The sequence below is a fragment of the Pseudomonas sp. MF7453 genome (assembly GCF_016405455.1).
GTDB classification, from domain to species: Bacteria; Pseudomonadota; Gammaproteobacteria; order Pseudomonadales; family Pseudomonadaceae; genus Aquipseudomonas; species Aquipseudomonas paralactis.
Window position 1 is genome coordinate 48740 of sequence record NZ_JAEKCN010000001.1, and the last position, 18956, is coordinate 67695.

Here is an 18956-nt window from a genome sequence, read left to right on the forward strand (position 1 = left end):
CTGCATGTCGAACAAAGATGAGACGCCCAGCGATCTGATTCGCGCGCGGGATGTCGGTGGGTTCGACATCTGGTCGTTGCCCAGCTTCGACCCCCATGTGCCCGAGCCCGAGCCAGAGCCGGTTGAAGAATTGCCGGTGGAAATGGAAGAAGTGCCGCTGGATGAAGTGCAGCCACTGACCCTCGAAGAACTCGAAGCCATTCGCCAGGAAGCCTACAACGAAGGCTTTGCGGCGGGCGAGAAAGACGGTTTTCGCAGCACCACCCTCAAGGTCCGCCAGGAAGCCGAGGCAGCGCTGAGTACCAGGCTGGCCAGCCTGGAGCGGCTGATGGGCCACCTGTTCGACCCGATTGCCGAACAGGACACCCAGCTGGAGAAATCCATGGTCGGCCTGGTGCAGCATATTGCCCGTCAGGTGATCCAGCGTGAATTGGTGCTGGACTCCAGCCAGATCGAAAGCGTGATGCGTGAGGCCCTCAAGCTGCTGCCCCTGGGCGTCGGCAATGTGCGGCTGTACATCAACCCGCAGGATTTCGAGCAGGTCAAAGCCTTGCGCGAGCGTCATGAAGAAACCTGGCGCATCGTCGAGGATGCCGCGTTGCAGCCAGGTGGCTGCCGCGTTGAAACCGAACACAGCCGCATCGATGCCACGGTGGAAACCCGCATCAGCCAGATCATGGCCAAATTGTTGGATCAACTGCATGAGCAAGCCCTGCACCCGGCAGCGCCTGACGTGAGCGTGGACCTGGACGCCCCCGATGCGCCTTGATCGCACCAGCTTCGCCAAGCGCCTGGGCAGCTACGCCGAGGTGACCGAGTTGCCCGGCCAGCCGATCCTTGAAGGGCGCTTGTTGCGCATGGTCGGTCTGACCCTTGAAGCCGAGGGCCTGCGCGCCGCCATGGGCAGCCGCTGCCTGGTGATCAACGACGACAGCTACCACCCGGTGCAGGTCGAAGCCGAAGTGATGGGCTTTTCCGGCAGCAAAATTTTCCTGATGCCGGTGGGCAGCCTGGCCGGTATCGCCCCCGGTGCGCGGGTGGTACCGCTGGCCGACACCGGCCGCTTGCCGATGGGCATGAGTATGCTCGGCCGTGTCCTCGACGGCGCCGGGCGTGCCCTGGATGGCAAGGGTGGCATGAAGGCCGAGGACTGGGTGCCGATGGACGGCCCCACCATCAACCCGCTCAACCGCAACCCCATCAGCGTGCCGCTGGACGTGGGCATTCGCAGCATCAACGGTTTATTGACGGTCGGGCGCGGCCAGCGTCTGGGCTTGTTCGCCGGTACTGGCGTGGGTAAGTCGGTGTTGCTGGGCATGATGACGCGCTTTACCGAGGCCGACATTATCGTGGTTGGGCTGATCGGTGAGCGGGGCCGTGAGGTCAAGGAATTCATCGAGCACAGCCTCGGTGAAGAAGGGCTCAAGCGCTCGGTGGTGGTGGCGTCGCCTGCGGACGATGCGCCCTTGATGCGCCTGCGCGCGGCGATGTACTGCACACGCATCGCCGAGTATTTCCGCGACAAGGGCAAGAATGTGCTGTTGTTGATGGACTCGTTGACGCGTTTCGCCCAGGCCCAGCGGGAAATCGCCCTGGCCATCGGCGAGCCGCCGGCCACCAAAGGCTATCCGCCGTCGGTGTTTGCCAAGCTGCCCAAGCTGGTGGAGCGCGCCGGTAATGCCGAGGCCGGCGGTGGCTCGATCACAGCGTTTTATACGGTGTTGTCCGAAGGCGACGACCAGCAGGACCCGATTGCCGACTCGGCGCGGGGCGTGCTCGACGGCCACATTGTGCTGTCGCGACGCCTGGCCGAAGAAGGGCACTACCCGGCCATCGACATCGAAGCGTCCATCAGCCGGGTGATGCCGGCGGTGGTCACCCCTGAGCATATGGCGCGGGCCCAGCAGTTCAAGCAGCTGTGGTCGCGTTACCAGCAGAGCCGCGACCTGATCAGTGTCGGCGCCTATGTGGCCGGCGGCGACCGCGACACCGACCTGGCCATCGCCTTGCAACCGCAGTTGGTGACCTACCTGCGCCAGGGGCTCAATGACAAGATCAGCATGGGCGAAAGCGAAGCGCATCTGCAGTCGATCTTCGCCCCCGCGCCAGGCGGTTAAGTCATGGCCAATAGCCGCGCCGCGCGCTTGGCCCCGGTGGTGGACATGGCCGAAAAAGCCGAGAAAACCGCCGTGCAACGCCTGGGCTATTTTCAAGGCCAGGTGCGCCTGGCCGAAAGCAAGCTGGGCGACCTGGAGCGCTTTCGCCTGGAGTACCAGCAGCAGTGGATCGAGCGTGGCAGCAAGGGTGTGTCGGGCCAGTGGCTGATGGGGTACCAAGGCTTTCTCAATCAGCTTGAAACAGCCGTCGGCCAACAGCGCCAGAGCCTGGCCTGGCACCAGAACAACCTCGATAAAGCCCGGGAGAGCTGGCAACAGGCGTTTGCCCGGGTTGAGGGGCTGCGCAAGCTGGTGCAGCGCTATATCGACGAAGCCCGGGCGATCGAAGATAAACGCGAGCAAAAACTGCTCGATGAACTCTCCCAGCGCCTTCCCCGCCAGGAACAGTTCTAACCGGCACCACAAATCCAGTGTGGGAGCTGGCTTGCCTGCGAAAGCGGAGGTTCAGTTAAAGATTCAGTGGCTGACACGCTGCCATCGCAGGCAAGCCAGCTCCCACAGTCGATTGACTGTGTTGCTCAGATGCGGTTCAGCTGCTACACCTTGTTGCACAGTGCCAATGACAAGGAAGCCGTCACATGCTCATAGCGTCAGAAGTATCCCTGGATGGGAAGAAGTTGACGATCGCAATCAAGGGCCGGTTCGATTTCGGCAGTCACCATGCGTTTCGGGAGTCCTACGAGCGTTTCTACAAGGTGCCCGAGGTCTACGTGGTGGACTTGAAAGAAGCCACCTACATGGACAGCTCCGCCCTGGGTATGCTCCTGCTGCTGCGTGACCATGCCGGTGGTGATAAAGCCCAAGTGCAGGTGATCAACAGCAACTCCGATGTGCGCAAGATCCTCGCCATCTCCAACTTCGACAAACTGTTCCACATCCGTTGAGCGCCTTGGCCCCGGTCCTTGAGGCACTGACTATCCTGATCGCCGAAGACAGCGCCGCCGATCGGCTGTTGCTGTCCACCATCATCCGTCGCCAGGGCCATCAGGTGCTGACTGCCAGCAATGGTGCCGAAGCGATTGAGGTGTTTGCCCGCGAGCGTCCGCAACTGGTGTTGATGGACGCACTGATGCCGGTCATGGACGGCTTTGAAGCCGCACGGCAGATCAAGCAACTGGCGGGGGAGGCGCTGGTGCCGATCATCTTCCTCACGTCGCTGCGCGAAAGCGAAGCCCTGGCCCAGTGCCTGGACGCCGGTGGCGATGACTTCCTGCCCAAACCCTATAACCCCTTGATCCTGGCGGCGAAGATCAACGCCATGGATCGCCTGCGCCGCCTGCAAGCCACGGTATTGCAACAGCGCGACCTGATCGCCAGGCACCACGAGCACCTGATGCATGAGCAGCGGGCAGCCAAGGCGGTGTTCGACAAGGTTGCCCACTCCGGTTGTATCAATGCGGCGCCCAATATCCGCTACCTGCAATCGCCCTATGCATTGTTCAACGGTGATCTGCTGCTGGCGGCCTATACGCCGTCCGGCGACATGCATGTGCTGCTAGGCGACTTCACCGGCCATGGCTTGCCGGCCGCCATCGGCGCCATGCCGCTTGCCGAAGTGTTCTACGGCATGACCGCCAAGGGCTACGGCCTGACGCAGACGCTGCGGGAAATGAACGCCAAGCTCAAACGCATCCTGCCGGTGGACATGTTCTGTTGCGCCACCTTGTTGTGCCTGAGTGCTCAGCGCCGTGCAGTTGAGGTGTGGAACGGCGGTATGCCTGAAGGCTATGTGCATGAGGTGGCCACCGGCAAGCGCACACCGCTGATGTCGCGGCATCTGCCCCTGGGCGTGCTGTCGACGGAAAGCTTCGATGACAGCACCGAGGTCTGGCCCATGGCCCTGGGCGACCGGGTGTTCCTGCTCTCCGATGGCGTGCTGGATACTGCTGACGCCAATGATCAACTGTTCGGTGCCGAGCGCTTGCAGCAAGTGTTCGCCGCCAACCGCGAGCCCGACCGTCTATTTGAGGATATCGAGCAGGCGCTGGCGGCGTTTCGCGGGCGCGCGCGTGATGATGTCAGCATGGTTGAGATCACCCTGCTGTCCGGCCAGGCGCCGCGGGTGGCCGAGCCGATGTATGCCGACAGCGGCCAGTCATGCCCGCTGGATTGGTCGGTGAGTTTCGAGTTTCGCGCTCAGACGCTGCAGCGCTACAACCCGTTGCCGTACCTGCTGCAACTGCTGCTGGAGATCCATGGGCTGCGTGAGCAGAGCGGGTCGCTCTACAGCGTGATGGCCGAGTTGTATTCCAACGCCCTGGAGCATGGTGTGCTGGGCCTGGACTCACGGCTCAAGCGCGATGCGCAAGGTTTTGCGCAGTATTATCATCAGCGCAATGAGCGTCTGGCGCAGCTGAGCAGTGGGTACGTGCGCGTGGATGTGCAGGTGGTACCGACCGACAGGGGCGGCAAGTTGACCTTGTGTGTCGAAGACAGCGGGCCGGGTTTTGACGTCGAGCAGGAGCTGGCAAGGCCCCTGGATATTGACCGTCTGTCTGGGCGAGGCTTGAACCTGGTGCGTCAACTAAGCAGCGTTGTACGCTGGTCTGAAGGCGGGCGCCGTGTCTGCGTAGAGTTTTGCTGGGAAGCTCTGGCATAATCCGCCGATTCTTGATCAAGGAGCGAGCAAGTGGCTGAGATTCATCTGGACCCCGACGTGTTGTCGGACTTGCAGGAAGTCATGGAGAGCGAGTACCCGACGTTGCTCGACACCTTCCTCGATGACTCGCAAAAACGTGTCGAAGAATTGCGTAAGGCCGGGGCTGACGCCAAGGCGTTGGGGCGCATTGCCCATAGCTTCAAAGGCAGCAGCGGCAACCTTGGGGCGGTGCGGTTGGCGCAGTTGTGTCAGCTTCTGGAGACCGAGGCCGTTGAGGCTGCGTCGGACCTGGGCGCGCTGGTTGATCAGATTGATCATGAGTTTGCGCTGGTCAAGCCGCTGTACGAGTGTAGGAGCGAGCTTGCTCGCGAAAAACGTCAATGATAACGCGTGCTTTCTGGGTAAATGCACTGCCTTTGGGTGCTTCGCGAGCAAGCTCACTCCTACTTTGAATCTGATATTCCAGGTACTTTGCAAACCTGGCCCGACTCTTGCTCTATCTCCACAGACTGCATCCCCGACCCCATGCAGTGGAGAACCTTACCCATGCCAGTCGCCCCTAATTCGCTCCTTCAGGCTGCCCCTGCGGCCAAGCCTTCCGCGCCGGCCGCCAACCCGCCGGTAGCGGCTGCAGCCCCGCGAGACAAGGGCGCAGGCTTTGCGCAAGTGTTCGCCAACCAAGGCTCCAAGCCGACGTTGAAGGGTGACGAGACCCCCAATAAAGTCACGCGTGACAAGCCTTCCGATACCGGCGCCAAACCGGCTGCCGGCAGCGACAAGCCTGCCGCCAGCAAGCCGGCGGTTGCCGATAGCGGCAATCCCTTGCCTGCCAAGCCGTCGGCCAAGCCCGATGCCAGCGCGGACGCCGAGGGCGATAAACCCGGCGATCCGGCCCTGGCGCAGCCAACTGCGGTAGACCCTGTTGTCGACCCCGCAGTGATCGCTGCGGTAACGCCGGTGGCGGTGCCCGTACAAGCGTCGGCGGTTATTGATGAGGACGCCAAGGCCCTGCCGCTGGTTGCCGTGGTCGATGAGGCCCAACAGCCTGCCTTCGACCCAGAGGCCGACCCCCTGGATGCCATGCCGGCTGTGCGCCTGGCGATGGAGCAGGGTGGTCACGTGTCGGCCAGCAGCCAGGCGCCGCAGAAAAGCGCCGCCGCCCCTACGGATCAACCGACCGCCGCGCAGAACTTTGCCGCCGGCCTGGCCACGATGGTCGACCAGCAAGCCACCAAGGACAGCACCGACCAGGGTGGCGACAAGGCCTTCGGCGCGTTGATCGATGACGGCCTCAAGGACCTCAAAAACGCCAACAGTGACACCCGCGTGGACGACTTCGCCAACCGCCTCGCCGCGCTGACCCAGGCCGCCACGCCCAAAACCGCCAACGCCTTGCCGCCGGTTGCCAACGCGCCGCTGGCCATGCATCAGAGCGGCTGGACCGAAGAGGTGGTCAACCGCGTGATGTACCTCTCCAGCGCCAACCTCAAGTCGGCCGAGATTCAGTTGCAACCGGCTGAGCTGGGGCGTCTGGATATCAAGGTCAACATGACGGCAGACCAGCAAGCCCAGGTCAATTTCATGAGCGGCCATGCGGTGGTGCGCGAAGCGCTGGAAAGCCAGTCTGGCCGCCTGCGTGAAATGTTTGCCCAGCAGGGAATGGGGCAGGTGGATGTCAACGTCTCCGACCAGTCCCGAGGCCAGGAACAGCAGCAACAACAGGCCCACACCCGTGGCGTGAGCGCCAGCGGCAACGGTGGACGTGGTGGCGACAGCGGCAGCCAGGTGGAGGTGGCCGAAGCAATCGCGCCGGTGACCCAGACTGTGATCGGCTCCAGCGCTGTCGACTACTACGCCTGACGTCCTGTCCAAACCCGGTCAGTGGGGGAGCTGGCTTGCCTGCGATGGCGGTGTATCAGTGACACACATGTGCATTGACCCACCGCCATCGCAGGCAAGCCAGCTCCCACATTTGATTTAGGTTGCCTTCGCCTCGGCCAACTCTGGCATAACACTTGCTCTTGCCTTCCCGTAGATCTATGAATCCCCGAATAGTGACGGATTATTGGCATGGCGAAGAGCGACGACGCAGCAACTCCCCCCGCAGGCAAAGGCAAGCTCAAGCTGATCCTGTTGATTGTGCTGGGCCTGCTTTTGGCTATCGGTGCCTCGATTGGCGGCACCTGGTACATCATGCACCGCAGTGCAAGCACACCGGCGCCCGCCGCCGAAACCGCCACTAACGTCAAGCAACCGGCAATCTTCGAGCAGATGCTCCCGGCGTTTGTTGCCAATTACAACGTCAACGGTCGTCAGCGCTACCTGCAAGTGAGCATTACCTTGCTGGCGCGCAACCAGGCGGACCTGGATGCCCTCAAAGTGCATATGCCGGTGATCCGCAACAACCTGGTGATGCTGTTCTCGGGGCAGAGCTTCGACAGCCTGGCCACCCCAGTCGGCCAGGAAATGCTGCGTCAGAAGGTCACTGCCAGCGTGCAGGAAGTGGCCCAGAAAGAACTCGGCAAAGTCGTGGTCGAGCAGGCGCTCTTCACTAACTTCGTATTGCAGTAGGATCACGACATGGCCGTGCAAGACCTGCTGTCCCAGGATGAAATCGACGCGCTGTTGCATGGCGTGGACGATGGTCTGGTACAGACCGAAATGGCTGCCGAGCCCGGCAGTGTCAAAAGTTATGACCTGACCAGCCAGGATCGCATCGTCCGTGGACGTATGCCGACCCTGGAAATGATCAACGAACGTTTCGCTCGCTACACCCGTATCAGCATGTTCAACATGCTGCGCCGTTCGGCGGACGTGGCGGTGGGCGGCGTGCAGGTCATGAAGTTCGGCGAATACGTGCACTCGTTGTACGTGCCCACCAGCCTCAACCTGGTCAAGATCAAGCCGCTGCGCGGTACGGCGCTGTTCATCCTCGACGCCAAACTGGTGTTCAAGCTGGTGGACAACTTCTTCGGCGGCGACGGCCGTCACGCCAAGATCGAAGGGCGTGAATTCACCCCCACCGAACTGCGTGTCGTACGTATGGTGCTGGAACAGGCCTTTATCGACTTGAAGGAAGCCTGGCAAGCGATCATGGAAGTCAATTTCGAGTACATCAACTCGGAAGTGAACCCGGCCATGGCCAACATCGTCGGCCCCAGCGAAGCCATTGTGGTGTCGACCTTCCACATCGAACTCGATGGCGGTGGCGGCGACCTGCACGTGACCATGCCGTACTCGATGATCGAGCCGGTGCGCGAAATGCTCGATGCCGGTTTCCAGTCCGACCTCGACGACCAGGACGAGCGCTGGGTCAAAGCCCTGCGCGAAGACCTGCTGGACGTCGATGTGCCGCTGAGCGCCACCGTCGCCCGTCGACAGTTGCGCCTGCGCGATATTTTGCACATGCAGCCCGGGGATGTGATCCCTGTCGACCTGCCGGAAGAACTGATCATGCGCGCCAACGGCGTGCCGTCATTCAAGGTCAAGCTCGGTTCCCACAAAGGCAACCTGGCGTTGCAAGTGGTTGAGCCGATCAACCGACGTTGATGCATCCCCTATTTATGATTGTTAGCTGCGCCGAGGACATGTAATGGCTACCGAACACGAAAACACTTCCGCCGAAGACCAGGCCCTGGCTGACGAGTGGGCCGCGGCCCTGGAAGAAACCGGCGATGTCGGCCAGGACGACATCGACGCGCTGCTGGCCGCCGACGCCGCCACGGCGCCTGCCGGCAAGCGCCTGCCCATGGAAGAATTCGGCAGCGTGCCGAAAAACAACGACCCGGTGACCCTCGACGGCCCCAACCTGGATGTGATTCTCGACATCCCCGTGTCGATTTCCATGGAAGTGGGCAGCACCGAAATCAATATCCGCAACCTGCTGCAACTCAACCAGGGCTCGGTGATCGAGCTCGACCGCCTGGCCGGCGAGCCATTGGACGTGCTGGTCAACGGCACCCTGATTGCCCATGGCGAGGTGGTGGTGGTCAACGAGAAGTTCGGCATCCGCCTGACCGACGTGATCAGCCCGAGCGAACGCATCAAGAAGTTGCGCTGAGATGAAATACTCGATGGCGGGACTGTTGCTGGCGCTGCCATTGAGCGCCCTGGCGGTGGAGCCGGTCGCGCAGGCGGCTGCGGCCCCGGCGGTCGGCAGCGTCGGCGGGCAACTGACGCAGCTGGTGCTGGGCCTGTTACTGGTGATCGGCCTGATCTTTGTGCTGGCCTGGCTGATGCGCCGCGTACAGCGCATCGGCCCGGGCAATGGCCAGGTGATCGAGCTGGTCGGTTCGCGCGCCCTCGGCCCGCGGGACCGGCTGGTGCTGGTGCAGGTCGGCGAAGAGCAGATCCTGCTGGGCATCACCCCCGGCCGCATCACCCCGCTGCATGTACTCAAGACTCCGGTGGACGCGGCCAAGACCGAGACCGCCACGCCAGAATTCGCCCAGCGCCTGATGGAGTTGCTGGGCAAGGATCAGAAGGATAAGAAGTAATGCGCGTTTTGTTGACGCTCATGCTGTTGCTGGCCGCGCCGATGGCCCTGGGCGCCGACCCGTTGTCGATCCCGGCGATCACCCTGGGCACCAACGCGGCGGGCGCGCAGGAATATTCGGTCAGTTTGCAGATCCTGCTGATCATGACCGCGCTGAGTTTTATCCCGGCGTTCGTGATGCTGATGACCAGCTTTACGCGGATCATCATCGTGTTCTCGATCCTGCGTCAGGCCCTGGGCCTGCAACAGACGCCGTCGAACCAGATCCTCACCGGCATGGCCTTGTTCCTGACGCTGTTCATCATGGCGCCGGTGTTCGACAAGGTGAACCAGCAAGCCCTGCAGCCTTACCTCGCAGAAAAGCTCAACGCTCAGGACGCGATCGACAAGGCTCAAGGCCCGATCAAGGATTTCATGCTGTCGCAGACCCGCTCCAGCGACCTTGAACTGTTCATGCGCCTGTCCAAGCGTACCGACATCGCCACCCCGGACCAGGCACCGCTGACCATTCTGGTGCCGGCGTTTGTCACCTCCGAATTGAAGACTGCATTCCAGATCGGCTTCATGATCTTTATCCCGTTCCTGATCATCGACCTAGTGGTGGCGAGCGTGTTGATGGCCATGGGTATGATGATGCTGTCGCCGTTGATCATCTCGCTGCCGTTCAAGATTATGCTGTTTGTGCTGGTGGACGGCTGGGCGCTGATTATCGGCACCCTGGCCGGCAGTTTCGGGGGGGTATAGGGCCATGACCCCGGAAGTTGCCGTCGACCTGTTCCGCGAAGCGCTGTGGCTGACCACCTTGATGGTCGCCGTGCTGGTGGTGCCCAGCCTGTTGGTCGGCCTGTTGGTGGCGATGTTCCAGGCCGCCACCCAGATCAACGAACAGACCTTAAGCTTCCTGCCGCGCCTGCTGGTGATGCTGGTGACATTGATTGTCGCCGGCCCGTGGCTGGTGCAAACCTTCATGGAATACATCCTGCAGTTGTACGGCAGTATTCCGCAGTTGATCGGCTGAGCCGATGCAGTCCTTGCTGGCGTTGACCGACACCCAGATCAGCACCTGGGTAGCCTCGTTCATCCTGCCGCTGTTTCGCGTCACGGCGATGTTGATGGCCATGCCGGTGTTTGGCACCACGTTGGTACCGCGTCGTGTGCGCCTGTATTTCGCGGTGGCGATCACCGTTGTGATCGTGCCGGGCTTGCCGCCGATGCCGCCGGTCAACGCACTGGATCTGAGCGCCTTGCTGCTGATCGCCGAACAGATCCTGATCGGCGCCATGCTGGGGTTTTCCCTGACCCTGTTTTTCCAGGCATTTGTGGTGGCCGGGCAAATTATTTCGATCCAGATGGGCATGGGCTTCGCGTCCATGGTCGACCCCACCAACGGTGTGTCGGCGGCGGTGATCGGGCAGTTTCTGACCATGCTGGTGACCTTGCTGTTTCTGGCCATGAACGGTCACCTGGTGGCGTTCGAAGTGCTGACCGAGAGTTTCACCACCTTGCCGGTGGGCTCGGGTTTGGTGGTCAACCATTTCTGGGAACTGGTGGGGCGCCTCGGTTGGGTACTGGGCGCGGCGCTGTTGCTGGTGTTGCCGGCGATCACGGCGCTGTTGGTGGTCAATATCGCGTTCGGCGTGATGACCCGCGCGGCGCCGCAACTGAACATCTTCTCGATTGGTTTTCCGCTGACCCTGGTGTTGGGCATGGGGATTTTCTGGGTCGGCCTGGCTGACATTCTCAATCAGTATCAACCGCTGGCCACCGATGCCTTGCAGTTCTTACGTGATCTGGCACGGGCGCGCTGAGCCATGGCCGAGAGCGAGAGTGGTCAGGACAAAACAGAAGACCCCACGGAGAAACGTAAAAAGGACTCCAGGGAAAAGGGCGAAATCGCGCGCTCCAAAGAGCTCAACACCTTCGCCACCATGATCGCCGGTGCCGGGGCGTTGTTGATCTATGGAGGAGGCCTGGCGCTGGACCTGCTGGAGATGATGAAGCACAACTTCAGCTTGCCCCGCGAAGTGCTGCTCAACCCCGATGCCATGGGCCAGTACCTGCTGCACTCAGGCAAAATTGCCCTGTTGGCGGTGCAACCGATCTTGATCACCTTGCTGCTGGCCGCGCTGATCGGCCCGGTCGCCCTCGGCGGCTGGTTGTTTGCCGCCGGCAGCATGGCGCCCAAGTTCAGCCGCATGAACCCGGGGGCGGGGCTCAAGCGCATGTTCTCTGCCAAGGCCCTGATTGAATTGCTCAAGGCCCTGGCCAAGTTTTTCCTGATTCTGTTCGTGGCCTTGGCGGTGTTGTCGTCCGACATCGACGACTTGCTGCGCATCGCCCATGAGCCGCTGGAATCAGCGATCATCCACAGTGTGCAAGTGGTGGGCTGGAGCGCGCTGTGGATGGCGCTTGGGCTGATCCTGATCGCCGCCGTAGATGCGCCGATCCAGCTGTGGGAAAGCCACAAGAAACTGCTGATGACCAAGCAGGAAGTGCGCGACGAACACAAGGACCAGGAAGGCCGCCCCGAGGTCAAGCAGCGCATCCGCCAACTGCAGCGGGAAATGTCCCAGCGCAAGATGATGGCCTCGGTGCCCGACGCCGATGTGATCATCACCAACCCGACCCACTACGCCGTGGCCCTCAAGTACGACCCGGAGAAGGGCGGCGCGCCGATGCTGCTGGCCAAGGGCAGCGACTTCACCGCGTTGAAAATCCGCGAAATCGCCGTGGCCAACGACATTCTGTTGCTGGAATCGCCGGCGTTGGCGCGCTCGATTTTCTATTCCACTGACCTGGACCAGGAAATTCCCGCCGGGTTGTACCTGGCGGTGGCGCAGGTATTGGCGTACGTCTACCAGATCCGCCAATACCGCGCCGGCAAGGGCAAACGGCCTGATCCGCTCAAAGACCTGCCGATCCCGCCGGACCTGCGTCGCGACTCCTGAACGCTGCTGCTCACTGTAGGAGCGAGCTTGCTCGCGAAAAAACTCCCCGTCGCCGCGTTCATCCTGACTTCCCGCGTTATCGTTACCCACCTTCGCGAGCAAGCTCGCTCCTACAACCTGTCAACTTTGACAGTAGCCATTACGCCGCCTTCACTGTCTGATACAGCGATGAGGCGCGCAACCGTGCGCGGCTCGGGAGGCGGTGATGGATAGGGGTACGGTCAGGTGGTTCGATGCGGTCAAAGGCATCGGCTTTATTGCCCGGGATCGCGATGGCAACGAGGTTGCCGTTCAGTCGACGCACGTCAAATGCGTGGAAGACCCGCCAGCGCTTCCCAAGCTGCGCAAACCGCGCAAGCGCAAAAAATCAGCGGACGCATGATCCGCAATACTGCCCTGACTACCACCCATCTAAAGCGCGCGTCTACCTGTCAACTCTGACAGTAGCCAAGCGCCGCGTCTCGCTGTTTTATTACTCACCATGTACTGCGCGTATGTAGTAAACGAGATGCAGGGAGGGTGGTCTTGAAGGTGGCTACGGGTACGGTCAGATACTACGTCTGGCTCAGAGGCGATTGGTTGATCAAACCCGATGGCGGGGGAGAGGATGTGTTTATCAATGGCAGGGACTGGCGTTGCACTGCGCTGTGGTTTGGCAAGCGCATGGAGTTCCAAATGGTCCATAGACCCGAGGGTATTTATGCGCTGCCTATCAAGCCGCACAGCCCCAGTGAATCGGGTCTCAAATGAAGTGTAGGGAGAGTGGCAATGGCAACTGGCACAGTGAAGTTTTTTAACGCGGAGAAGGGGTTTGGTTTTATTACTCCGGATGATGGCGGGGCGGATATTTTTGCCCATTACTCGGCACTCCAAGTACAGGGTTATAAAAGTCTGGATGAAGGTCAAAGAGTAGAGTTTGAAATCGTGCAAGGTCAAAAAGGCCTGCAAGCTGTGAACATACGGGCTATTTAAAGCGCACCCAATCATCCCCAGACAGAACTCAGTCCAAATGCGGGAGGGGGCTTGCCCCCGATAGCAGTGGCTCAGTCAATGAATCCATTGCCTGATACACCGCGATCGGGGGCAAGCCCCCTCCTACAGTTTTGACCGTGTCACCCGCCGCTTGCGGCGCCAACGTGCAGGCGATCAGCCAGTTTTTACTGAAAGGGAGATGGTGCTTTTGCTCCTAGGTAATCCGGGCCGCGACGCCCGTCCGCTGCGTTTGCAGCGGTGTACGGAGACTAGAGATCACACTTCCTAGGGGCAACCCCAAATCCATGTCGGAAATTTCCTCGATATCCACGATGTACACAAATCCAAATGTGGGAGCTGGCTTGCCTGCGATAGCTGACTCACAGCAATATCTCAGTGGCTGACACACCGCAATCGCAGGCAAGCCAGCTCCCACACTTGAATCGGTTATCACCCGAAAATCGCCCCAAAAGCAAAGTTGGAAGGCTTCTTGCAACCCCGCCTCCAAGTCGCCCTCCAGCGTCAAAACTTTGCTTCAAGGACCCGAGGAATACCGGTGGTAGATCGCTCTCAAATGCTCAACACGGCCCGTGGCACCCTGACTGATCTGTCGCGGGGCAATCTGGGTGTGCCGTTGTTGTTGCTGGTGATGCTGGCAATGATGATGTTGCCGATGCCGCCGTTCCTGCTCGACGTGTTCTTTACCTTCAACATTGCCCTGTCTGTCGTGGTCTTGCTGGTGTGCGTGTACGCCCTGCGGCCGCTGGATTTTGCGGTATTCCCCACCATTCTGCTGGTGGCGACCCTGCTGCGTCTGGCATTGAACGTGGCCTCCACGCGGGTGGTGATGCTCCACGGCCAGGACGGCCACGCCGCTGCCGGTAAGGTGATCCAGGCGTTCGGTGAGGTGGTGATCGGCGGTAACTACGTGGTCGGTATCGTGGTGTTCGCGATCCTGATGATCATCAACTTCGTCGTGGTGACCAAGGGCGCCGGGCGGATTTCCGAGGTGAGCGCGCGGTTTACCCTGGATGCCATGCCTGGCAAGCAAATGGCCATCGACGCCGACCTCAATGCTGGCCTGATCGACCAGAACCAGGCCAAGTCGCGCAGGGCCGAAGTTGCTCAGGAAGCCGAGTTCTACGGCTCCATGGACGGCGCCAGCAAATTTGTGCGCGGCGACGCCATCGCCGGCCTGTTGATTCTGTTTATCAACCTGATTGGCGGCATGGCGGTCGGTATCTTCCAGCACGGCATGACCTTCGGTGATGCGGGCAAGGTGTACGCCTTGCTGACCATCGGTGACGGTTTAGTGGCGCAATTGCCATCACTGTTGTTATCCACAGCGGCGGCCATCATGGTTACCCGTGCTTCGGGCTCCGAAGACATGGGCAAGCAGATCAGCCGCCAGATGTTCGCTTCGCCCAAGGCCCTGGCCGTGGCGGCGGGTATCATGGCGATCATGGGCATTGTGCCGGGTATGCCCCACTTCTCGTTCCTGAGCATGGCGGCCCTGGCCGGCGGCGCGGCTTACCTGTTCTGGAAAAAGCAGAACGCGGTCAAGGTCCAGGCCCAGCAAGAGATTGCCCGCCAGCAGGATCTGCTGCCATCCCCGGCCCGCGCCCAGGAAACCAAAGAACTGGGTTGGGACGACGTCACGCCCATCGACATGATCGGTCTGGAAGTCGGCTACCGCCTGATCCCACTCGTAGATCGCAACCAGGGTGGGCAACTGCTGGCGCGGATCAAGGGCGTGCGCAAGAAGCTGTCCCAGGACCTGGGCTTTTTGATGCCCACCGTGCATATCCGCGACAACCTCGACCTGGCCCCCAGCGCCTATCGCCTGACCCTGATGGGCGTGATCCTCGCCGAAGCCGAGATCTACCCGGACCGCGAACTGGCGATCAACCCCGGGCAGGTATTCGGCACGCTCAACGGCATTACCGCCAAAGATCCGGCTTTTGGCCTGGAAGCAGTGTGGATCGAAGTCAGCCAGCGCAGTCAGGCGCAATCGCTGGGTTACACCGTGGTGGATGCCAGCACTGTGGTCGCCACGCACCTCAACCAGATTCTTTATAAACACTCCCACGAGCTGATCGGCCACGAGGAAGTCCAGCAATTGATGGGCTTGCTGGCCAAGTCTTCGCCAAAACTGGCTGAAGAACTGGTGCCGGGCGTGTTGTCACTGTCGCAATTGCTCAAGGTGCTGCAAGCGCTGTTGGCCGAACAGGTGCCGGTGCGTGACATTCGCAGCATTGCCGAGGCCATCGCCAACAATGCCGCCAAGAGTCAAGATACTGCCGCTCTGGTGGCGGCGGTGCGCGTCGGATTGTCGCGCGCCATCGTGCAAAGCATTGTAGGCATTGAGTCCGAGCTGCCTGTGATCACCCTGGAACCCAGGTTGGAACAAATATTGCTCAATAGTATTCAGAAGGCAGGGCAAGGCCAGGAAGAGGGTGTTTTGCTGGAGCCGAGCATGGCTGAAAAACTGCAGCGTTCGTTGATCGACGCCGCACAGCGCCAGGAAATGCAGGGCAACCCGGTGATTCTGCTGGTGGCTGGCCCGGTTCGGGCGATGTTGTCGCGGTTTGGACGCCTGGCTGTACCGAATTTGCACGTGTTGGCTTACCAGGAAATTCCTGACAATAAGCAAGTGACTATCGTCGCGACAGTTGGGCCCAATGGCTGAGGTAGTGGGTTATGCAAGTTAAGCGTTTTTTCGCCGCCGATATGCGTCAGGCCATGAAACTGGTCCGTGATGAGCTGGGCGCCGATGCCGCGATTATCGGTAATCGTCGGATTGCCGGCGGCGTCGAGCTGACGGCTGCCCTGGATTACACCCCCCAGGCGCTGGCCCCGCGCGTGCCGAACATGGAACTCGAAGACGAGTTGCGCAAGACCGCCTCGCGCATTGTGTCGGCCCAGGCTGAACTGAGTATGCGTGGCGACAGCGATGCCAGCACCAATCGCCAATTGTTCGCCGGCCTGCCGTTGACCGCCGCCGAGCCGCTGGTAGAGCCAACGTTTGTCGAACCACCGCGTCCAGCTGCGCCAGCCCCGGCCGCTGCTGTGGACCAGCGTGTGTTCGATTCGATGCGCTTTGAACTCAATGGCCTGCGTGAACTGTTGGAAGTGCAGTTGGGTTCGTTGGCCTGGACGCAGTTGCAAGGCAGCAAGCCCCAGCAAGCCAACCTGTGGCGCCGCCTGCAACGCATCGGTTTGTCCGGCCCGTTGTCCCGCGATTTGCTGGCCTTGACCGCCGAAGTCGAAGAGCCACGCCAGGCCTGGCGCATGTTGCTGGCGCACTTGGCGCGCATGATCGCCACCCCGCAAATCGAACCCCTGGAAGAGGGCGGTGTGATCGCCATGGTCGGCCCTGCCGGCATGGGCAAGACCACCACCCTGGCCAAACTGGCCGCACGCTATGTACTCAAGTACGGTGCTCAGAACATCGCGCTGGTGAGCATGGACAGCTACCGCATCGGCGCCCAGGAGCAGCTCAAGACCCTGGGCCGCATCCTCAATGTGCCGGTGACCCACGTCGACCCGGGCCAGTCCCTGGCCAATGCCCTCGACCCGCTGTTGCGCAAGCGCGTGGTGCTGATCGACACCGCCGGCCTGCAAGCCAGCGACCCGGCGCTGCGTATGCAGCTCGAAAGCCTGGCCGGGCGTGGGATCAAGTCGAAAAATTACCTGGTGCTTGCAACCACCAGCCAGAAACAGGTTCTTACCGCCGCGTACCATAGTTACAAACGCTGCGGTCTGGCCGGCTGTATTCTCACCAAGCTCGACGAAACCGCGAGCCTGGGCGAAGTGTTGAGCCTGGCCATCAGTCATGAATTACCGGTTGCCTACCTGACCGACGGGCCGCGGATCCCGGATGATCTGCATCTGCCGCGCCGTCATCAGTTGGTCAGCCGTGCCGTCAGTGTGCAAATGCAAGAAGAGCCTAGCGAGGAAGCGATGGCCGATATGTTCGCCGACCTTTACCACCACCCGGCAAAACGGGTCGGTTGAGGCAGGATGAACACCGTGAAATGTACCTACATCGATGGTCTGCAAGCGCTTCAAGCGGCCAAGCCATGTAGCCTGCGTCTAAGCAAGACAAGGTAAAGAAATAAAATGGGCAGCATGCATCCCGTACAGGTGATCGCGGTGACCGGCGGCAAAGGTGGCGTCGGCAAAACTAACGTGTCAGTGAATTTGTCCCTGGCCCTGGCAGAGCTTGGCCGTCGCGTCATGCTGCTGGATGCTGACCTGGGCTTGGCGAACGTGGACGTTCTGCTGGGGCTGACACCCAAACATACCCTTGCCGATGTGATCGAGGGCCGCTGCGAGCTGCGCGATGTGCTGCTCCAGGGCCCCGGTGGCATTCGTATCGTGCCGGCGGCCTCGGGCACCCAGAGCATGGTGCATCTGAGCCCTGCGCAACATGCCGGGCTGATCCAGGCCTTCAGTGACATCGGCGACAACCTCGACGTGCTGGTGATCGACACCGCCGCCGGGATCGGCGAGTCAGTGGTCAGCTTTGTGCGCGCAGCGCAGGAAGTGCTGCTGGTGGTGTGCGACGAACCCACCTCCATCACCGACGCCTACGCACTGATCAAACTGCTTAACCGCGACTACGGCATGAACCGCTTTCGCGTGTTGGCCAACATGGCCCAGAGCCCGCAGGAAGGGCGCAACCTGTTTGCCAAGTTGACCAAGGTCACGGATCGCTTCCTCGATGTGGCTTTACAATACGTCGGCGCAGTTCCCTATGACGAGTGTGTGCGCAAGGCCGTGCAAAAGCAGCGTGCGGTCTACGAAGCGTTCCCTCGTTCGAAATGCGCACTGGCGTTCAAGGCCATTGCCCAGAAGGTCGATACCTGGCCGTTGCCCGCCAATCCGCGGGGGCATCTGGAGTTTTTCGTCGAGCGTTTGGTGCATCAGACGAGTGCGGGACCGGTGCTATGACATCCAGCGGCTACAACCTTTACAAAAAGTCGGCACGTGACAGCCAGGGCGAATTGATCGAGCGCTATGCGCCTCTGGTCAAGCGCATTGCCTATCACCTGTTGGCGCGCCTGCCGGCGAGTGTGCAGGTCGAAGACTTGATCCAGGCCGGCATGATCGGCCTGCTTGAAGTGTCGACCAAATACGACGCGAGCAAGGGTGCCAGTTTCGAGACGTACGCGGGTATTCGTATCCGCGGGGCAATGCTCGACGAGGTGCGTAAAGGCGATTGGGCGCCGCGTTCGGTACACCGCAATACCCGCATGGTCAGTGATGCCATTCGTGCAATTGAAGCAAAAACCGGTCGTGACGCTAAAGATCATGAAGTTGCGGCCGAACTCCAATTGAGTCTCGACGATTATTACGGGATTTTGAACGATACCTTGGGCAGCCGCCTGTTCAGTTTCGACGACCTTTTACAGGACGGCGAACACGAAGGGCTGCACGAGGACGGCGCGAGTGCACATCTTGAGCCGTCGCGCGATCTGGAAGATGAACGTTTCCAGAAAGCGCTGGCGGACGCGATTGCCAACTTGCCCGAGCGTGAGCGCCTGGTGCTGGCGCTGTACTACGACGAAGAGCTGAACCTCAAGGAAATCGGTGAGGTCCTGGGGGTCAGCGAGTCGCGTGTCAGCCAGTTGCATAGCCAGTGCGCTGCCCGCTTGCGTGGGCGATTGGGAGAGTGGCGCGCGCGCTGACAGGCAGTGTGGGGACACTGCAGACACTACCGCCAAACCGCAGGGTTTTGCGGGTGAGTACCGTGGTGCCCT

The 18956-nt window shown here is 61.0% G+C and carries 21 protein-coding genes; all 21 read left to right on the forward strand.

The window, feature by feature from the left end; translation table 11 throughout:
- Positions 1-4: 4 nt before the first annotated feature.
- The gene (gene fliH, locus JFT63_RS00220) at positions 5-769 is read left to right on the forward strand and encodes a flagellar assembly protein FliH (RefSeq protein ID WP_198843163.1); all 765 of its coding nucleotides are present in this window, start codon (positions 5-7) and stop codon (positions 767-769) included.
- Entirely contained in the window at positions 759-2117 is a 1359-nt protein-coding gene (gene fliI, locus JFT63_RS00225) for a flagellar protein export ATPase FliI (protein ID WP_057700909.1), read from the forward strand. Before fliH ends, fliI begins: the two co-directional genes overlap by 11 nt.
- 3 nt (positions 2118-2120) lie before the next feature.
- Positions 2121-2570 carry a flagellar export protein FliJ gene (gene fliJ, locus JFT63_RS00230; protein ID WP_057700908.1) on the forward strand — a complete coding sequence of 150 codons (450 nt, stop codon included), beginning with the start codon at positions 2121-2123 and terminating at the stop codon, positions 2568-2570.
- A 185-nt stretch (positions 2571-2755) separates the two neighbouring features.
- On the forward strand, positions 2756-3061 hold the full coding sequence (locus tag JFT63_RS00235; RefSeq protein WP_057700907.1) for an STAS domain-containing protein: 306 nt from the start codon (positions 2756-2758) through the stop codon (positions 3059-3061).
- The gene (locus JFT63_RS00240; protein ID WP_198843164.1) at positions 3058-4776 is read left to right on the forward strand and encodes a SpoIIE family protein phosphatase; all 1719 of its coding nucleotides are present in this window, start codon (positions 3058-3060) and stop codon (positions 4774-4776) included. Before JFT63_RS00235 ends, JFT63_RS00240 begins: the two co-directional genes overlap by 4 nt.
- A gap of 30 nt (positions 4777-4806) precedes the next feature.
- Positions 4807-5160: an Hpt domain-containing protein gene (locus tag JFT63_RS00245; RefSeq protein WP_057700905.1), complete on the forward strand. Its 354-nt coding sequence runs from the start codon at positions 4807-4809 to the stop codon at positions 5158-5160.
- A 162-nt stretch (positions 5161-5322) separates the two neighbouring features.
- Positions 5323-6636, forward strand: a complete 1314-nt coding sequence (locus tag JFT63_RS00250; RefSeq protein WP_198843165.1) for a flagellar hook-length control protein FliK — start codon at positions 5323-5325, stop codon at positions 6634-6636.
- A gap of 210 nt (positions 6637-6846) precedes the next feature.
- Positions 6847-7347: a flagellar basal body-associated protein FliL gene (fliL, locus tag JFT63_RS00255; protein ID WP_057700903.1), complete on the forward strand. Its 501-nt coding sequence runs from the start codon at positions 6847-6849 to the stop codon at positions 7345-7347.
- 9 nt (positions 7348-7356) lie between these two features.
- Entirely contained in the window at positions 7357-8325 is a 969-nt protein-coding gene (gene fliM, locus JFT63_RS00260) for a flagellar motor switch protein FliM (RefSeq protein ID WP_005790068.1), read from the forward strand.
- Between the two features lie 43 nt (positions 8326-8368).
- Positions 8369-8836 carry a flagellar motor switch protein FliN gene (gene fliN, locus JFT63_RS00265; RefSeq protein ID WP_057700902.1) on the forward strand — a complete coding sequence of 156 codons (468 nt, stop codon included), beginning with the start codon at positions 8369-8371 and terminating at the stop codon, positions 8834-8836.
- A 1-nt stretch (position 8837) separates the two neighbouring features.
- The gene (fliO, locus tag JFT63_RS00270) at positions 8838-9272 is read left to right on the forward strand and encodes a flagellar biosynthetic protein FliO (protein WP_186558446.1); all 435 of its coding nucleotides are present in this window, start codon (positions 8838-8840) and stop codon (positions 9270-9272) included.
- On the forward strand, positions 9272-10015 hold the full coding sequence (gene fliP / locus JFT63_RS00275) for a flagellar type III secretion system pore protein FliP (RefSeq protein WP_057700900.1): 744 nt from the start codon (positions 9272-9274) through the stop codon (positions 10013-10015). Before fliO ends, fliP begins: the two co-directional genes overlap by 1 nt.
- A 4-nt stretch (positions 10016-10019) precedes the next feature.
- Entirely contained in the window at positions 10020-10289 is a 270-nt protein-coding gene (gene fliQ, locus JFT63_RS00280) for a flagellar biosynthesis protein FliQ (RefSeq protein ID WP_003192936.1), read from the forward strand.
- A gap of 4 nt (positions 10290-10293) precedes the next feature.
- Positions 10294-11079, forward strand: coding sequence for a flagellar biosynthetic protein FliR (fliR, locus tag JFT63_RS00285; RefSeq protein ID WP_057700899.1), 786 nt, complete (start codon positions 10294-10296; stop codon positions 11077-11079).
- A 3-nt stretch (positions 11080-11082) separates the two neighbouring features.
- A complete protein-coding gene (gene flhB / locus JFT63_RS00290; RefSeq protein WP_057700898.1) occupies positions 11083-12219 on the forward strand; it encodes a flagellar biosynthesis protein FlhB in 1137 nt (378 codons plus the stop codon).
- Between the two features lie 205 nt (positions 12220-12424).
- The gene (locus JFT63_RS00295) at positions 12425-12601 is read left to right on the forward strand and encodes a cold-shock protein (protein ID WP_157243897.1); all 177 of its coding nucleotides are present in this window, start codon (positions 12425-12427) and stop codon (positions 12599-12601) included.
- A 386-nt stretch (positions 12602-12987) separates the two neighbouring features.
- Positions 12988-13191, forward strand: coding sequence for a cold-shock protein (locus tag JFT63_RS00300; protein ID WP_186558448.1), 204 nt, complete (start codon positions 12988-12990; stop codon positions 13189-13191).
- Between the two features lie 574 nt (positions 13192-13765).
- Positions 13766-15880 (forward strand): flagellar biosynthesis protein FlhA, encoded by a 2115-nt coding sequence (gene flhA / locus JFT63_RS00305; protein ID WP_057700895.1) that lies wholly within the window; start codon positions 13766-13768, stop codon positions 15878-15880.
- Positions 15881-15891: 11 nt separating this feature from the next.
- Positions 15892-17208, forward strand: a complete 1317-nt coding sequence (gene flhF, locus JFT63_RS00310; protein ID WP_057700894.1) for a flagellar biosynthesis protein FlhF — start codon at positions 15892-15894, stop codon at positions 17206-17208.
- A gap of 105 nt (positions 17209-17313) precedes the next feature.
- Positions 17314-18147 (forward strand): flagellar synthesis regulator FleN, encoded by an 834-nt coding sequence (gene fleN, locus JFT63_RS00315; protein ID WP_003192912.1) that lies wholly within the window; start codon positions 17314-17316, stop codon positions 18145-18147.
- Positions 18144-18884: an RNA polymerase sigma factor FliA gene (gene fliA / locus JFT63_RS00320; protein WP_005790042.1), complete on the forward strand. Its 741-nt coding sequence runs from the start codon at positions 18144-18146 to the stop codon at positions 18882-18884. Before fleN ends, fliA begins: the two co-directional genes overlap by 4 nt.
- Positions 18885-18956 lie beyond the last annotated feature (72 nt).

Coding starts and splice junctions, on each gene's coding strand:
- fliI (WP_057700909.1), top strand. CDS start 759: ATGCGCCTTGATCGCACCAGCTTCGCCAAGCGCCTGGGCAGCTACGCC.
- fliN (WP_057700902.1), top strand. CDS start 8,369: ATGGCTACCGAACACGAAAACACTTCCGCCGAAGACCAGGCCCTGGCT.
- fliR (WP_057700899.1), top strand. CDS start 10,294: ATGCAGTCCTTGCTGGCGTTGACCGACACCCAGATCAGCACCTGGGTA.
- JFT63_RS00250 (WP_198843165.1), top strand. CDS start 5,323: ATGCCAGTCGCCCCTAATTCGCTCCTTCAGGCTGCCCCTGCGGCCAAG.
- JFT63_RS00295 (WP_157243897.1), top strand. CDS start 12,425: ATGGATAGGGGTACGGTCAGGTGGTTCGATGCGGTCAAAGGCATCGGC.
- flhA (WP_057700895.1), top strand. CDS start 13,766: ATGCTCAACACGGCCCGTGGCACCCTGACTGATCTGTCGCGGGGCAAT.
- fliL (WP_057700903.1), top strand. CDS start 6,847: ATGGCGAAGAGCGACGACGCAGCAACTCCCCCCGCAGGCAAAGGCAAG.
- JFT63_RS00235 (WP_057700907.1), top strand. CDS start 2,756: ATGCTCATAGCGTCAGAAGTATCCCTGGATGGGAAGAAGTTGACGATC.
- flhF (WP_057700894.1), top strand. CDS start 15,892: ATGCAAGTTAAGCGTTTTTTCGCCGCCGATATGCGTCAGGCCATGAAA.
- fliH (WP_198843163.1), top strand. CDS start 5: ATGTCGAACAAAGATGAGACGCCCAGCGATCTGATTCGCGCGCGGGAT.
- JFT63_RS00300 (WP_186558448.1), top strand. CDS start 12,988: ATGGCAACTGGCACAGTGAAGTTTTTTAACGCGGAGAAGGGGTTTGGT.
- fliQ (WP_003192936.1), top strand. CDS start 10,020: ATGACCCCGGAAGTTGCCGTCGACCTGTTCCGCGAAGCGCTGTGGCTG.
- fliP (WP_057700900.1), top strand. CDS start 9,272: ATGCGCGTTTTGTTGACGCTCATGCTGTTGCTGGCCGCGCCGATGGCC.
- fliO (WP_186558446.1), top strand. CDS start 8,838: ATGAAATACTCGATGGCGGGACTGTTGCTGGCGCTGCCATTGAGCGCC.
- fliM (WP_005790068.1), top strand. CDS start 7,357: ATGGCCGTGCAAGACCTGCTGTCCCAGGATGAAATCGACGCGCTGTTG.
- fliA (WP_005790042.1), top strand. CDS start 18,144: ATGACATCCAGCGGCTACAACCTTTACAAAAAGTCGGCACGTGACAGC.
- flhB (WP_057700898.1), top strand. CDS start 11,083: ATGGCCGAGAGCGAGAGTGGTCAGGACAAAACAGAAGACCCCACGGAG.
- fleN (WP_003192912.1), top strand. CDS start 17,314: ATGGGCAGCATGCATCCCGTACAGGTGATCGCGGTGACCGGCGGCAAA.
- fliJ (WP_057700908.1), top strand. CDS start 2,121: ATGGCCAATAGCCGCGCCGCGCGCTTGGCCCCGGTGGTGGACATGGCC.